We start from the raw sequence: 15,317 nt of genomic DNA, 5'->3' as shown, positions 1-15,317 counted from the left end.
GAAATCCTGATCCCGGCGTGTACCTAGAACACCTCTCACTTACAGATTTCCGCAGCTACGCCCAGGTGGAACTGAGCCTTGAGCCTGGCGTCACCGTGCTGGTCGGCTCGAACGGCATCGGCAAAACCAACCTGATGGAAGCTATCGGCTACCTGGCCACGCTCAGCTCGCACCGGGTCAGTTCGGACGCACCGCTGCTGCGTTTCGGGACCGAACGGGCGATGATCCGCGCCAGACTGGTCCGCGGCGAGCAATCCACCGTGCTCGAACTTGAGATCAACAGCTCCCGCGCCAACCGCGCGCGGATCAACCGCAGCAATCCGGTCCGGGCCCGGGACATCCTTGGCATCTGCCAGACCGTTCTGTTTGCCCCGGAGGACCTGGCCCTGGTCAAGGGCGACCCGTCCAGCCGGCGCCGCTTCCTGGACGAGCTTCTGGTCAGCCTCATCCCCCGGCACGCAGCTACCCGCAGCGACTACGACCGGGTGCTCAAGCAACGCAACGCCCTGCTGAAATCCGCCCGCGCCGGCAAATTCTCCAGCGGCCACGAGGCCACGCTGGATGTCTGGGACCAGCACATGGCCCGGGCCGGAGCCGAGCTCCTGCATGCGCGGCTTGAACTGGTGGAACGGCTCCGGCCCCACCTCAGGAATGCTTACGCGCAACTCACCGACGGGTCCAAAGATGCGGGCGCCATCTACCGCTCCACACTGCAGGGTGCCTTGGAGGACGACGGCGCCGGCCCGGCTGCAGGCCCCGTCTCCGCCCGCGGCACGGAAAGCACCGGGCCGGCCGAGGACCTGCGCCTTCTATCCGTCGACGAACTCACCGAACGCTACGTCCAGGCTTTTGCAGCGTCACGGCGCAAGGAACTGGACCGCGGAATCTCCCTCGTCGGTCCGCATCGCGACGAACTCGAACTCGTCCTGGGCACGGCCCCGGCGAAAGGCTACGCCTCGCACGGCGAAACCTGGTCCCTGTGCCTGTCCCTGCGGCTGGCCTCGTACTATGTCATGCTCGATGATGCCCGGACCGGCGGGTCCGCACCCATCCTGATCCTGGATGACGTCTTTGCCGAACTTGACGTCCAGCGGCGGCGTAAACTGGCCGCAATAGTATCCGGCGCCGAGCAGGTGCTTGTGACCGCCGCCGTCGAGGAAGATATCCCGGCCGAACTGTCCGGGCGGCGGGTGAAGGTAATCCCGGGAGGAATCGATGAGCAGGAAAATCGATGAATAAGGATACCGACGGCGGTCTGCAACCGGGCCGCGATCCGGACGACATCGACGCTGCCCAGTCGGCACTGAACAGGATGCGCGAGGCTGCCGCATCCCGCGGCGAAATCCGGCGCAAGGCCCCGCCGCGGCCCGGCAGCACCCCGCAAAAAACAGGCCGCAGTTCCGGCGCCACCCGCGGTTTCGGACAATTCCACGGCACCGGCCGGGATCCGATGGGCCTCGGCAAGGTGGTGGGCCGCCTCGTGGCGGAGCGAGGCTGGAGCTCCCCCGTGGCCGTCGGCTCGGTGATGGCCGAGTGGGCGACGCTCGTGGGGCCGGAAATTTCCGCCCACTGCACCCCGGAGAGTTTCACCGACACCACTCTGCACGTCCGCTGTGATTCCACTGCCTGGGCCACGCAACTGCGGCTGCTCAGCCTCAGCCTGCTGGAGAAATTCCGCACCGAACTCGGGGATGGCGTCGTGACCAAAATCCAGGTTCTGGGACCGGCGGCCCCGAGCTGGCGGAAGGGTGGCCGGACCGTCAACGGCCGCGGCCCGCGGGACACCTACGGGTAGTTCCCGCACCTGCCGGAACAGCAGATCTGAAGCACTCCTTGCAAAACTCTTGAAAAATCCGCAAACGGCGTGTAGGGCGCTCAGACGCCCGGGAGTCGTATAGGCACCCCAACCCGGTACTCCTGGAGCCTTGCAGGTGGAGTCTGTGGCCTCCCAGCGGCACTTTGCTCCCCGTTTAGGGCCCCGGAATGCGGGTTTAGCCCCTATAACACGCTAGAATTGTGGTAGATAACTGGGCGCCGGTGAAACGTTGACTGAGTCCGTTTCCGACGCAATATCCGCGTGCGGTAGACGGATCCTCAAGCCAGCAGCACATCCGGTGTCATCAGTGACGTGCCCGTCGGCAGTAGCTGTTTCCTCCGGGAAAGGGCAACGGCCGGCCTTTAGCGAAAAAAGAGGAGTCGAAAGCGCCTGTGGCTAACGACAATGCAGATATCCCGGCAGTGGAACCAGTAGTGGCTGTGGCGGCGGACACCCCGTCGGGAACGGCAACTGCCCACGGCTACGGCGCCAGCGACATCACGGTGCTGGAGGGCCTGGAAGCTGTCCGGAAACGTCCCGGCATGTACATCGGTTCCACGGGACCCCGTGGTTTGCACCACCTGGTCTATGAAGTCGTGGACAACTCGGTCGACGAGGCCCTGGCCGGGTACTGCACCCACATTGAAATTGTGCTGCAGGCCGATGGCGGGGTCAAAGTGGTCGACAACGGCCGCGGCATCCCGGTCGACATGCACCCGACGGAGCACAAGCCGACCGTGGAGGTCGTGATGACCATCCTGCACGCCGGCGGCAAGTTCGGCGGCGGCGGCTACGCCGTGTCCGGCGGACTGCACGGTGTGGGCATCTCCGTCGTGAATGCGCTTTCGAGCCGCGTCGACACCGAGGTCCGCCGGCAGGGCCATCTCTGGCGGATGTCCTTCGCCGATGGCGGCAAGCCCCAGGGCGGCCTCATCCAGGGCGAAGAAACCACCGAAACCGGCACCACCCAGACGTTCTACCCGGACGCCAGCATCTTCGAGTCCACGGAATTCGATTTCGAAACGCTCCGCGCCCGCTTCCAGCAGATGGCGTTCCTGAACAAGGGGCTGCGCATCACGCTGACTGATGAGAGGCGCGCCGCGGCGGAACCGTCCGAGGATGGCGACCTTGACCTCGACGCTGTTCCGACCGAAGGGGAAGTCCCCGCAGAGTTCCACACCGTGGTGTACCAGTACGACGACGGCCTGCTGGACTACGTGAAGCACCTGAACTCCGGCAAGAAGGTCGATGTGGTCCACGAGGACGTCATCGCCTTCGAAACCGAGGATACCGAACGGCACATCGCCCTGGAAATGGCGATGCAGTGGACCAACGCATACTCCGAGAGCGTCCACACCTACGCCAACACCATCAACACCCACGAGGGCGGCACCCACGAAGAGGGCTTCCGCGCCGCGATGACCTCGCTCATCAACCGCTATGCGCGGGAGAAGAGCATCATCAAGGAGAAGGATGACAACCTCACCGGTGACGACATCCGCGAAGGCCTGACCGCCGTCATCTCGGTCAAGCTGGCCGAACCGCAGTTCGAGGGCCAGACCAAGACCAAACTCGGCAACTCCGAGGTTAAGGGCTTCGTCCAGCGCGTCGTCACCGACGGACTCGGCGACTGGCTGGAACGCAACCCCGGCCCGGCCCGCGACGTGATCCGCAAGGCCATCTCTGCCGCGCAGGCCCGGATGGCAGCGCGCAAGGCCCGCGACAACGCGCGCCGCAAGAGCCCGCTGGAATCCTTCGGCATGCCCGGCAAACTCTCCGACTGCTCTTCGAAGAACCCGGAGAAGTGCGAGGTCTACATTGTGGAGGGCGACTCCGCCGGCGGCTCCGCCAAGCGCGGCCGCAACCCCGAGACCCAGGCCATTCTTCCGCTGCGCGGCAAGATCCTGAACGTGGAGCGTGCCCGGCTGGACAAGGCCCTGGGCAACGCTGAGGTCCAGTCCATGATCACGGCGTTCGGGACCGGGATCGGCGAGGACTTCGATCTGAGCAAACTGCGTTATCACAAGATCGTCCTGATGGCCGATGCCGACGTCGACGGACAGCACATCACCACGCTGCTGATGACGCTGCTGTTCCGCTACATGCGCCCGCTGATCGAGAACGGTTATGTCTACCTCGCCCAGCCGCCGCTCTACCGGATCAAATGGTCCAACGCACCGCACGACTACGTCTACAGCGACCGGGAACGGGATGCCCGGCTGCTTTCCGGCCAGGCGGCCGGCCGCCGCATCCCCAAGGACAACGGCATCCAGCGCTACAAGGGCCTCGGTGAAATGGACTACACCGAGCTTTGGGACACCACCATGGACCCCGACCACCGCACCCTGCTGCAAGTCACCATGGACGACGCCCTGGCCGCGGACCAGACCTTCTCCACCCTCATGGGCGAAGATGTCGAATCCCGCCGAAACTTCATTCAGCAGAACGCCAAGGACGTTCGGTTCCTCGATATCTAGCGGTCGCCAGGCGCCCTGAATATTCCCGGACTGATATATACCTGAAACGGAAAATATAGACTATGAGTGACGAAACACCAGAAGTTCCGGCCGGACCGGCCGATGTCGAGCCGGTTATTGAGGGCACTGTCCTTGACACCGATGTCCTGACCGACCGTGTGGAACAGGTGGACCTGCAGACGGAAATGCAGCGCTCCTACCTTGACTACGCGATGGCTGTCATTGTGGGGCGCGCCCTTCCGGACGTCCGCGACGGACTAAAGCCCGTTCACCGCCGGGTGCTCTATGCGATGTTCGACGGCGGATACCGCCCGGAGCGGTCCTTCAACAAGTGCGCCCGCGTGGTCGGCGAAGTCATGGGCCAGTACCACCCGCACGGCGACACCGCCATCTACGATGCGCTGGTCCGCCTGATCCAGGACTGGACCATGCGCTACCCGCTGGCGCTGGGGCAGGGCAACTTCGGCTCCCCGGGCAACGACGGCGCTGCAGCACCGCGGTACACGGAAACGAAAATGGCCCCGCTGGCCATGGAAATGGTCCGGGACATCGACGAGGAAACCGTCGATTTCCAGGACAACTACGACGGCAAGAACCAGGAACCCACCATCCTGCCGGCTCGCTTCCCGAACCTCCTGGTCAACGGCTCCTCGGGCATCGCCGTCGGCATGGCCACCAACATCCCGCCGCACAACCTCCGGGAGGTCGCCGACGGCGTCCAGTGGTACCTGTCCAACCCGACCGCCAGCCGCGAGGAACTGCTCGAAGAGCTGATCGTCCGCATCAAGGGACCCGACTTCCCGACCGGCGCCACCATCCTGGGCCACAAGGGGATCGAGGACGCCTACCGCACGGGTCGCGGCTCGATCACCATGCGCGCCGTGGTCAATGTGGAGGAACTCCAGGGCCGCACCTGCCTCGTGGTCACTGAGCTGCCTTACCAGGCCAACCCGGACAACCTGGCGATCAAGATTGCCGAGCTCGTCAAGGACGGCAAGATCTCGGGAATCGCCGACCTGCGCGATGAAACCTCGGGACGCACCGGCCAGCGCCTCGTGATCGTGCTCAAGCGCGACGCCGTCGCCAAGGTGGTGCTGAACAACCTCTACAAGCACACCCAGCTGCAGGACAACTTCGCCGCCAACATGCTCGCGATCGTCGACGGCGTGCCCCGCACGTTGAGCCTTGATGCGTTCATCCGCCACTGGGTCACGCACCAGATGGACGTCATCGCCCGCCGGACCCGCTACCGCCTGCGCAAGGCCGAGGAGGAAGCGCACATCCTGCGTGCCCTCCTCAAGGCGCTCGACGCGCTTGACGAGGTCATCGCGCTGATCCGGGCGTCGAACACCACCGAAGCTGCCCGCGACGGGCTGATGCAGCTCCTGGACATCGACGAACTCCAGGCGCGCGCCATCCTGGACATGCAGCTGCGCCGCCTCGCGGCCCTGGAACGCCAGAAGATCCAGGACCGCCACTCCGAACTCGAAGCCATGATCACCGAGTTCAACTCGATCCTTGCCTCGGAGGAACGCCAGCGCGGGATCATCAGCACCGAGCTGGCCGAAATCGTGGCCAAGCACGGCGATGACCGCCGCACCAGGGTCCTGCTGGGCTTCGACGGCGACATGTCCATGGAGGACCTGATCCCCGAGGAGGAAATGGTCGTCACGATCACCCGCGGCGGCTACGTCAAGCGCACCCGCAGTGACAACTACCGCTCGCAGCAGCGCGGCGGCAAGGGCATCAAGGGCGCGCAGCTGCGCGGCGACGACGTCGTCGAGCACTTCTTCGTCACCACAACCCACCACTGGCTGTTGTTCTTCACGAACCTGGGCCGGGTCTACCGGGCGAAGGCGTACGAACTCGTGGAAGCCGGGCGCGACGCCAAGGGACAGCACGTCGCGAACCTGCTGGCCTTCCAGCCGGACGAGCACATCGCCCAGGTGCTGGACCTGCGGGATTACCAGCAGTCACCGTATCTGGTTCTGGCCACCAAGCGGGGCCTGGTGAAGAAGACCCGCCTTGAGGACTATGACACCAACCGCTCCGCAGGAGTCATCGCGATCAACCTGCGCGACGGGGATGAACTGGTCTCCGCCCAGTTGGTCTCGGAGACGGATGACCTGATGCTCGTCTCACGCATGGGGCAGTCCATCCGCTTCACCGCCACCGATGAGGCCCTGCGTCCGATGGGCCGGGCAACCTCCGGTGTCACCGGCATGAAGTTCCGCGAGGACGACGAGCTGCTGGCGGCCGACGTCGTCACCGACGGCTCCTTCGTTTTCATCGTCACCGAGGGTGGCTACGCCAAGCGCACCGCCGTGGAGGAATACCGGCTCCAGGGCCGTGGCGGCCTCGGCATCAAAGTCGGCAAGTACCAGGAGGAGCGCGGCCACCTCGTGGGCGCGCTGATTGTCCAGGAAGAAGACGAGGTCCTGGTGGTCATGGAAGGCGGCAAGGTGGTCCGTTCCTCCGTGGCCGGAGTGCCGGCCAAGGGCCGCGACACCATGGGCGTCATCTTCGCCAAGCCGGACAAGAACGACCGCATCATCGAGGTGGCGCGCAACAGCGAACGCGGCCTCGAAACCGACGATTCGTCCGAAGGACAAGATACAGGCGAAGATACAGGCGGGGACACGGGTGAAGACGCAGAGGTGGCGGCCGAAAGTCAGTCATCCGCGCCGGATGACGTAACGTTGGCTGAAGATACCGGATCACATGAGGGGTCCGCAGCGGAAGAATCAGCACCGGCCCCGGAGTCAGATGAGTCATCAGGCAATGCCGAGCTGGACGAAGACAACACCGGAGGTAACGAGTGAGTAATTCCGACTCATATCCCAAGTCGAACAGCGGCGTTCCTGGCGGAATGCGGCAGCCAGCCTCCGCGCCGCGGGTAAGCGCGCCGGCCCGTCCCGAGCAGCGCCCCGGCGTGCCCGGAAGCGCCAACGGATCGGTCCAGCGGCCACTGGCACCGGGCCAGCGTCCCGTACAGGGCCGCCCTGCGGTTCCGGGACAGCGTCCGGTGACGCCGGGACAGCGGACGGGCCAGAATAACGCCGGGCTGATCAAGCCGGCACCCAAGGCCAAGGTGCGCCGTGCCCGCCTGCTGGTGAGCAAGGTTGACCCCTGGTCCGTGCTGAAGATGGCGTTCCTGCTCTCCGTAGCCCTGGGCATCGTGACGGTAGTGGCAGCGATCGTGCTCTGGACGGTCCTGGACCTGACCGGAATTTTCGACCAGGTCGATGGCCTGCTCGGAACCCTGGCCGGCTCGGAAGGAGGCGGCTTCGAATTGAAGAAGGTCGCTTCGCTGGGACAGGTGGCATCCTTCGCCACCATCATCGCCGTCATCAACGTGGTCCTGCTTACGGCGCTGTCGATGCTCTCAGCGGTTCTGTACAACATCTCCGCCACCCTCGTGGGCGGCATCGGCGTCACCCTTACGGACGACTAGAACCCGTAGTTTTCCCGGACTTTTCCCGGGGAAATGCCTCGATTTGAGATCGGGCCGGGATGTGCTGTACAGTCATATCTCGGCCCGATGAGGCATCGGGGCGTATAGCTCAGGCGGTTAGAGCGCTTCGCTGATAACGAAGAGGTCCCAGGTTCAAGTCCTGGTACGCCCACGGAATCTGTACAGATTCATGTGGAGGTTCGGTTGATATTTGATTATCGCCGGACCGGAACGGGGTGCATGTGAAGAAGTTGCTCGTTGTTGCAGCTACGATCGCAGGTGTCCTGCTCTACAGGAAGGTGCAGGAATCCGAGGCCCGGAAAACGGTCTGGAGCGAATCAACCGATACGGTTGACTAGCTCTGATTCCCGGGTTCGGGAGCTGGAAAACGGCTCGCCGAACTAGGGTATGATTGCCGGGTTGCTTCTTATGGGGGCATGGCGCAATTGGTAGCGCACCTGCTTTGCAAGCAGGGGGTTCGGGGTTCGAGTCCCCGTGCCTCCACCATAGGAAAGGCCCCGGACCGCGGAAACGCGGTCCGGGGCCTTTTGCATGCCCGGGAACTTTCCGAGCCGGTTCCCACTCAATTCCGGCTGGGCCGCCCCTTGAGTCCGCCCAAGGCTGGGAGCTGCCGGCGTCATTCCTTGGGCTTGGCATAGTCGTCCATGCCCTGCCAGTCGATATAGACGTACGGCTCATCGCCGACGACCCAGGCATCGTGACCCGGCGGGATAATGCCGAAGTCACCTGGGCCGAACTCGTTTTCCTCGCCGTCGTCCATGACGACCTTGAGACGGCCCGAAACGGTGTATCCCTTGTGGGCAATCATGCAGCTGTCCGTCTGGGCTATCGGCTTGACGTGCTGGGACCACTTCCAGCCGGGCAGGAACGTCACACGTGACACGGCGCCGGCCTCGAGATTGACGAGCTCCACGTGGCCCATCCCGTCTTTGACGGGGCGGGTCTCCTCCGGATTGTCCAGGCTCTTGCGGATGGTTGCAGCCATGATGGTCTCCTCTGTGGATGATGGTGAGACCGGATTTAAGCCTGTCACTGCCGCCGGCCGCGGTCAAGGATGCGCGGGCGTGAGCGGCCCGCTCCCCGCCCCCACTACTGTGGGACCGTGAACTTCTTCATTGCCGCCCTGGGCGTCCTCGGAGTGGCCTCCTCCGGGCCCCTCATTGCCGCTACTCTGGGGGCCACCTCGGTAAGTGCCCTGGCAATCGCCTTTTGGCGCAACGCGATCGGGTCGGTGGTCATGGCCGGGCCCGTGCTGGTGCGCAACCCCGGCCACTTCGGCCGGGTTACCGGCAGGGAGTTTGGCTGGTCGCTTGCGGCTGCCGTCGCGCTGGCCCTGCACTTTGCCTGCTTTATCACCTCGTTGCAGCTGACCTCCGTCGCGGCGGCCACCGCCCTCGTCTGCCTCCAGTCCGGCTGGATCGCAATTTTCCTGCTCTTCCGGGGAGTCCGGCACCGCTGGCCGGTCCTGTTGGGGCTGGGCATTGCCTTCGGCGGCGTTGTCGTGATTACCGGTTTCGACATGGGGGGTTCGCCGAAGGCGCTGCTGGGCGACCTCCTGGCGGTAGCGGGCGGTGCCCTCGCGGGCGTCTATACCCTTGCCGGCGGCAAGGCACGCCAGACCATGGGGACGGGTGTCTACACGACCCTCTGCTACGGCATGTGCGCCGCCGTCGTCGCGCTGCTGGCACTGTTCTCACAGCAGCCGCTGGCAGGATTCGAAGCCGCCGGCTGGTTCGGCATCCTGGCGATTACGGTGTGCGCGCAACTGATCGGCCACACGGCCTTCAACCACCTGCTCGCCACGATGAGCCCGCTGCTGGTATCCATGATCATCCTGCTGGAGATTCCCGGTGCCGCGCTGCTCGCTGCGGCGTTCCTGTCCGAGACCCTGCCAGCCGGGACCTACGCCGGCCTCGTGCTGATCCTGGTGGGGCTCGCCGTCGTCGTCGTGGGGCAGCGCGGCTCCCGTCCTGTGCGGCGCAGTGCAGCCCCGCTGGCCGAGCTGGGGACCGACTGATGGGCGGCCGCTGCCAGCGCTACTGGCCGCCGCGGCGGGCGGGCTGGGCCGTATTGACCGTGTGGATCGCACGGAGGAGCTTGGCCGGGAAATAGACGGAGAAGAAGACGACCATAGGGGCCTTGAGCGCCATCTTCTTGACGTTGTGCGCCTTGTACGTGCGGTCGAAGCGCGTTACGTAGTACCGGTAGTCGCGGGGAGAGTCTTCGAGGCGGCGTGCGGACATTCCGGAGACCATCTGCGGCCAGTACTGGATCCGGAGCTCGTGGTCGGCCAGGTGCAGGGACAGATCGATGTCCTCGTGCATCTCGTCCTTTTCGTCGCGGCACGTTTCGGTCCGGATGATTTCCCACGCTGAACGGCGGAGGGCCATATTGGACCCAAAGAGGAAGTGGTACTGGTGCTTGGCAAGCTTGAGCATCAGCTGGCGCATCTTGTCGTCGGCTTTGAGGCCGAAGCGCCGCATCGGCATATCGTAGTAGACCACCGGTCCGGTCGCGGCGTGCACGGACTGGTCGCGGAAGGCCTTCTGCACTTCCTCGACCCAGTCGGGCTCCAGCACGGAATCGGCGTCTATCCGCCCGAGGATGTCTCCCGTGGCATGGTCCAGGCCGAAATTGCGGGTGGGGATCAGACCCTGGTGCCGGTCCTGGCTGAGCAGGATGATGGGGCTCTCCGGATATTCCGACTGCATCTGCCTGACGATATCGGCTGTGCGGTCCTTCGACATGTTGTCCACCACGATGATCTCGTGGGCCGGGACGGACTGGTACACGGCAGCAATGAGGCACTGCCGGATGACGCTTTCCTCGTTGAAGGCCGGGATGACAATGGACACAGCAGGTGTGTGCACAGCATCGTGTAAGGCATCCTCAGAGGATTTTTCGGGTGACATTCCCCTAAATTTAGCACCCGTGACATTTTTCCGGCCCGCAGCCGGGCATTGCCCCGGATACGAACTGGTAAACATCGCGCGAAAAAGGGAGGAATCCCGCCGATGGCGGAATCCCTCCCTCAGTGGCTGCTTCCGGGCAGCCCGCCAGCTGTTTTAGAGGCCGGTTTTCTTGTCCGCGCCGTTGTTGCGGCTGGCGGCGATGTTCTGGACCGCAGTCTTGGCATCGGTGGCAACCTTGGCGGATGCGTCCTTGATGTCCTCGACAGCGTCCTCTGCGGCGTGCTTGGCCTTGTCCGCGGCGTCGTCGGCGGATTCTGCAACATCAGCCGAAGCGTCCGCTGCGGTGTCCGCGGCTGCGACCGTTGCTTCGGCGGCCTTGTCGGCGGCTTCCTTGACCGAATCCTTGACCTCGTTGACCGTAGTGGCCGGCACAGGGGCGGGCGTTACCGGCGCCGGCGTCTTCCACGGGTCTTCGACCGGCTGGGAAGCCTTCCAGGCGGCAACTCCGGCGGCCACGGCTGCGGCAATGACGCCGAAGACCAGCCATCCGCGGTGCCTGGGCTTCTGCGGCTTGCCGATGACTGCCTTGCCGGCGTGGCCCGCAGCGACCTTGACGCGGCTTCCGGCCGTCTTCGCCTGCTCCTGCACGGTGTGGATGATTCCCACGTCGCCGAGCTTCTGGGCGACCGCATCCACATGGGCGGGAGCGCTTTCGAGCGTCCGGTGCACAGCTTCGGATGCCTGGCCGATCTGGTCCGAGAGCTTCGGCAGATAGTCGACGACAACCCGGTCGCGCGCGTTGGCGATGACCGGCGTCGCCTTGTCCAGTGCCTCATGCAGGCGCGGGGTCGCACCCTCAACGGCGTCGTGGATCTTCGGTGCCAGGTGGGCCAGGCTGTCCTGAATGCGCGGGGTTACCGTCGCAACGCCGTCGGCGAGGTTGTAGGCCGCCGACTTGAGACCTTCCTGGATCTTGGGAGAAGCGGTATCCAGGCCCTGCTGCAGGCGCGGCACAGCCCAGTTGACTGCTGCTTCAACCCGCGGGGTAGCCCATTCCCTGGCGTTCTCTACTCCGGTGCTGACGGACTGCTCCAGCTCCCGGGCAATACGATCCGTTTTCTTCACAACTACCTCCCGATTAATGTGACGGTTCTGCAGTTAGCCTACGTGTCCCGGACCTCACCGGCTATTCTTCAGGCCGATTTGGGCCGGATTTCACCCAGCGCGGAACTGGCGGACCGGCCAGGTGTGGAGTGGGCTGTCATGGAAGAATAGGGCCTATGACTGCCATCGCAACTGCAAAAGCAACCATCCACACGAGCATGGGCGACATTGTCGTCAACCTCTTCGGCAACCACGCCCCCAAGACCGTCGAGAATTTCGTCGGGCTGGCCACCGGCGAGAAGGCCTGGACGCACCCGGAGACCGGCGAGGACAAGACGGGGACGCCGTTGTATGACGGCACCATCTTCCACCGCATCATCAAGGACTTCATGATCCAGGCGGGCGACCCCCTGGGCCGCGGTGTCGGCGGACCGGGCTACAAGTTCGATGATGAAATCCACCCGGAGCTGACTTTCAACGAGCCCTACAAGCTGGCCATGGCGAACGCCGGGATCCAGATGGGCCGCGGCACCAACGGTTCGCAGTTCTTTATCACCACCATCCCCACCGGCTGGCTGCAGGGCAAGCACAGCATCTTCGGCGAGGTGGCAGACGAGGACTCCAAGAAGGTCGTTGACGCCATCGAGGGTGTCCGCACCGGGATGGGCGACCGCCCGGTCGAGGACGTCACCATCAACAGCATTGATGTCGAAAAGCTCTAAGCCCAGCGCATGAGCTACGGAATTCCGGCGGCAGAGCCGTCCGCGCAGATTCCGGTGTGCCCCCGGCACCCGGACCGGCCCGCCTATGTGCGCTGCCAGCGCTGCGGGCGCCCTGCGTGCCCCGACTGCCAGCGGGCGGCAGCCGTCGGATTCCAGTGCGTTGACTGTGTCAACGAAACAAAACGCACGACCCCGGACGTCAGGACCGTATACGGCGGTGCCGTGACCACCGGCAAGCCGCTGGTCACCTACTTCATCATCGGGCTCTGCGCCCTGGTCTATGTGCTCCAGTGGCTCGTCCCCGACGATTTGATCTACCAGAACCTGGCTTTCGCCACTGTCTATGCCTCCCCGGAATACGGGGTGTTCGAACCGTGGCGGATGGTGACGTCTGCCTTTCTCCATTCCCAGGGCTTCATTCTCCACATCGTGCTCAACATGTACATGCTGTGGATTTTTGGCCAGGCACTCGAGCCGCTCCTGGGCCGCATCCGCTTCCTGGCTGTCTATTTGCTGTCCGCCTTCGGCGGATCGGTAGGCTTCCTCCTGCTGACACCCGGGTACGTCCCGGGCCAGATCCCCACGGGCGTGGTGGGCGCTTCCGGTGCCATTTTCGGCCTCTTCGGCGCCATGCTGGTGGTCCAGCGCCGCCGCGGCGGCGACACCAGACAGCTGTGGGTGTTGATTATCATCAACGGCGTCATTGGCTTTGTGGTCCCCTCAATTGCCTGGCAGGCGCACCTTGGTGGAGCACTCACAGGTGCCCTGTGCGCGGCTGTCATCGCCTACACGCCCCGCGGTCCGCGACAGGGGCTGCTGCAAGCCGGTGGCCTGGCAGTGGTACTGGCCCTGCTCATCGCGGCCTCCGCACTCCGAGTCGCCGGCGCCTGACCGCGCTGCCGCTTTCCTCCTCCGCCCGGCCCGTCTGCCTCCCCGGCGGCTTTCCCACCGTGTGCCGTTTTCCACAGCGTGGCCACAGCGCGTCGGACGTGCCTTTTGGCGGCCTGCCGCCGCCGCCCGCGGCCTTCCCTCGACACTGGAGGGCAATCCCCACCCACCCTGCGGGCGTTGTCCACAGGTGTTATCCACACTGTTGGTAACTTACACGGCTGTAGTTCATGGCGGCATAGTGGATCTGAGGGCCACACCGGGCAATTTTGTTCCACGGCATGTCCCGATCTCCACAATTGTGGATAACTCCTGTGAGCGGCCCTGTGGTTAAGTGGACAACACGGCCGGTGAAGACTCCGCAAGCCGGACTCGGTCGGGGTATCCGGCGTGGGTGGGCAGGGAAGCAGTCCTGTCCCCTTCGGGCCACTCCGGGCACAAATCAGATTTCAACAGGGTTATTCACAATGTTAATAACTTGTCGCTCGAAGCATTCCGGGCGGAATTGGCGCTGTGTGGCGCCGGAAACCAAGGAAATTCGCTCTCCCGGGCACGTTATCCCCAACTGTGGATAAGTTGTGGGTACTGCATTGTTGTTAAGTGGATAACTTTGCCCGGCCTCACACTGGCCTGGAGACCACGCGGACACCGCATGCCACGGCTGCCGCGTCCGGAGCGGCCCCGCGCCCGCGAAGTTATCCACAGGGAATCCACACTTGTTAATAACTCACGGGAGCGAAAGGGTCCGCTCGGCGTTTATCGGGAGGGCGTTCCGGGGGCATCCTGGGGCCAGCACCCGCGGGGAGGCCGTGCAGGCCGGACAGAGCCGCATGAAAGTTATCAACATTGTGGATAACTTTGGCGGAGTTGTGCACAGCGCTGCTGCGTCAGCGCGGCCAGACGCCTGAGCTGCCCCGGCGGTGGCTGTCCAGGAGATGTGTGTCGATCATGCCGATCGCTTCCATCAGGGCGTACATCGTAGTGGGCCCGACGAAGGCGAAACCCCGTTTCCGCAGCGCCCTGGACAGGGCAACTGACTCTGCTGAGGTGGTTGGGATGTCCGCATGGGAGACCGGCTCCGGCGTGGACTCCGGCTGGAAGGACCACACGAAGTCCGGCAGCCCACCGTCGTCCCTCAAAGCAATGGTGGCCTGGGCGTTCGTGATGGCGGCCCGGATCTTGAGCCGGTTGCGGACGATTCCGTTATCGAGCAGCAGACGCTCGACATCCGTTTCAGTGAAAGCGGCTACTGTCTCGGGATGGAAGTCGTGGAAGGCTGTCCGGAATGCCGGCCTCTTCCGGAGAATCGTGGCCCAGGACAGCCCCGCCTGGAACGCCTCGAGGCTGATGCGCTCGAAGAGGCCCTGCTCGTCCCGTACCGGGAGCCCCCACTCTGTGTCGTAGTAAGCGCGCAGCAACGGGTCCACGGCCGCCCACGGGGGCCGGGCGAGGCCGTCGTCGCCGAGGACCGAGCCGGATGCTGCCGGGGCCATTGTGATTCCTTCGCTCGCCCAATTCTTCGTTCCAGCATTATCGACCGCTTGGGGGCCCCGGCGTTAACGCAAAAGACCGGCACACTCGGTGTGCCGGTCTTTTCTCAGTTGCAGCGGCCTTCAGGAACGCCACCGGGTGGTCATCAGGAAGCCGATGATGGCGATGCCGAAGCCGGCGATGATGTTCGCGGATCCCCAGGCGGCGACGGGGAAGGCGCCCTGGCTGATGTAGAAGGTGATGATCCAAAGGAGCCCGATGATCATCAGGCCGAACATCACCGGCTTGAACCAGACCGGGTTCGGCTTGTGCGCGTGCGCCGTGGAAGTCTGCGTCGTGGCGGGAATGGTCCTTTTGCGGCGCTTTGACTCGGGCACGGGTCCTCCTAGGCGGCTGGAACAGGAGCGGGACCTGGCTTGATATCCTGCAAGA

Annotated in this window: 14 protein-coding genes and 2 tRNA genes; 11 read left to right on the top strand and 5 right to left on the bottom strand. The window is 64.4% G+C overall.

Annotation, left to right across the window (positions count from 1 at the left end; all coding sequences use genetic code 11):
- Nucleotides 1-17 precede the first annotated feature (17 nt).
- The 8 genes from recF (at nucleotide 18) to AC1MFL_RS09135 (ending at nucleotide 8,254) form a co-directional block, all read left to right on the top strand.
- Nucleotides 18-1,235 carry a DNA replication/repair protein RecF gene (gene recF / locus AC1MFL_RS09170; RefSeq protein WP_479814990.1) on the top strand — a complete coding sequence of 406 codons (1,218 nt, stop codon included), beginning with the start codon at nucleotides 18-20 and terminating at the stop codon, nucleotides 1,233-1,235.
- Nucleotides 1,232-1,795 carry a DciA family protein gene (locus tag AC1MFL_RS09165; protein WP_479814988.1) on the top strand — a complete coding sequence of 188 codons (564 nt, stop codon included), beginning with the start codon at nucleotides 1,232-1,234 and terminating at the stop codon, nucleotides 1,793-1,795. Before recF ends, AC1MFL_RS09165 begins: the two co-directional genes overlap by 4 nt.
- 413 nt (nucleotides 1,796-2,208) lie before the next feature.
- The gene (gyrB, locus tag AC1MFL_RS09160; RefSeq protein ID WP_479814986.1) at nucleotides 2,209-4,293 is read left to right on the top strand and encodes a DNA topoisomerase (ATP-hydrolyzing) subunit B; all 2,085 of its coding nucleotides are present in this window, start codon (nucleotides 2,209-2,211) and stop codon (nucleotides 4,291-4,293) included.
- Nucleotides 4,294-4,355: 62 nt separating this feature from the next.
- Nucleotides 4,356-7,115, top strand: a complete 2,760-nt coding sequence (gene gyrA / locus AC1MFL_RS09155) for a DNA gyrase subunit A (protein WP_479814984.1) — start codon at nucleotides 4,356-4,358, stop codon at nucleotides 7,113-7,115.
- Nucleotides 7,112-7,747, top strand: coding sequence for a DUF3566 domain-containing protein (locus tag AC1MFL_RS09150; RefSeq protein WP_479814982.1), 636 nt, complete (start codon nucleotides 7,112-7,114; stop codon nucleotides 7,745-7,747). The genes gyrA and AC1MFL_RS09150 overlap by 4 nt, the downstream gene beginning before the upstream one ends.
- Nucleotides 7,748-7,845: 98 nt before the next feature.
- Nucleotides 7,846-7,919, top strand: a tRNA-Ile gene (locus AC1MFL_RS09145).
- Nucleotides 7,920-7,983: 64 nt separating this feature from the next.
- Nucleotides 7,984-8,106, top strand: a complete 123-nt coding sequence (locus tag AC1MFL_RS09140; protein ID WP_479814980.1) for a DLW-39 family protein — start codon at nucleotides 7,984-7,986, stop codon at nucleotides 8,104-8,106.
- A gap of 72 nt (nucleotides 8,107-8,178) precedes the next feature.
- A tRNA-Ala gene (locus tag AC1MFL_RS09135) sits at nucleotides 8,179-8,254 on the top strand.
- Nucleotides 8,255-8,384: 130 nt separating this feature from the next.
- On the opposite strand, the gene AC1MFL_RS09130 is transcribed toward AC1MFL_RS09135, so the two are convergent.
- A complete protein-coding gene (locus tag AC1MFL_RS09130; RefSeq protein WP_479814978.1) occupies nucleotides 8,385-8,753 on the bottom strand; it encodes a cupin domain-containing protein in 369 nt (122 codons plus the stop codon).
- A gap of 117 nt (nucleotides 8,754-8,870) precedes the next feature.
- Here AC1MFL_RS09130 and AC1MFL_RS09125 point away from each other — a divergent pair, with 117 nt between their 5' ends.
- Nucleotides 8,871-9,785, top strand: a complete 915-nt coding sequence (locus tag AC1MFL_RS09125; protein ID WP_479814976.1) for a DMT family transporter — start codon at nucleotides 8,871-8,873, stop codon at nucleotides 9,783-9,785.
- 19 nt (nucleotides 9,786-9,804) lie between these two features.
- On the opposite strand, the gene AC1MFL_RS09120 is transcribed toward AC1MFL_RS09125, so the two are convergent.
- Both AC1MFL_RS09120 and AC1MFL_RS09115 read right to left on the bottom strand, forming a co-directional pair.
- Nucleotides 9,805-10,680 (bottom strand): glycosyltransferase family 2 protein, encoded by an 876-nt coding sequence (locus AC1MFL_RS09120; RefSeq protein ID WP_479814974.1) that lies wholly within the window; start codon nucleotides 10,678-10,680, stop codon nucleotides 9,805-9,807.
- A 153-nt stretch (nucleotides 10,681-10,833) separates the two neighbouring features.
- Entirely contained in the window at nucleotides 10,834-11,805 is a 972-nt protein-coding gene (locus AC1MFL_RS09115; RefSeq protein ID WP_479814972.1) for a hypothetical protein, read from the bottom strand.
- A gap of 155 nt (nucleotides 11,806-11,960) precedes the next feature.
- Here AC1MFL_RS09115 and AC1MFL_RS09110 point away from each other — a divergent pair, with 155 nt between their 5' ends.
- Nucleotides 11,961-12,506: a peptidylprolyl isomerase gene (locus AC1MFL_RS09110; protein WP_479814970.1), complete on the top strand. Its 546-nt coding sequence runs from the start codon at nucleotides 11,961-11,963 to the stop codon at nucleotides 12,504-12,506.
- Nucleotides 12,507-12,515: 9 nt separating this feature from the next.
- Nucleotides 12,516-13,397 (top strand): rhomboid family intramembrane serine protease, encoded by an 882-nt coding sequence (locus tag AC1MFL_RS09105; RefSeq protein ID WP_479814968.1) that lies wholly within the window; start codon nucleotides 12,516-12,518, stop codon nucleotides 13,395-13,397.
- 884 nt (nucleotides 13,398-14,281) lie between these two features.
- Here AC1MFL_RS09105 and AC1MFL_RS09100 read toward each other — a convergent pair.
- Nucleotides 14,282-14,887 (bottom strand): DNA-3-methyladenine glycosylase I, encoded by a 606-nt coding sequence (locus AC1MFL_RS09100; RefSeq protein ID WP_479814966.1) that lies wholly within the window; start codon nucleotides 14,885-14,887, stop codon nucleotides 14,282-14,284.
- A 120-nt stretch (nucleotides 14,888-15,007) separates the two neighbouring features.
- Entirely contained in the window at nucleotides 15,008-15,262 is a 255-nt protein-coding gene (locus AC1MFL_RS09095) for a cell division protein CrgA (RefSeq protein WP_226758718.1), read from the bottom strand.
- Nucleotides 15,263-15,317 lie beyond the last annotated feature (55 nt).

The sequence above is a fragment of the Arthrobacter sp. BG3 genome (assembly GCF_056680185.1).
This window is presented reverse-complemented; position numbering and strand designations above follow the sequence as displayed.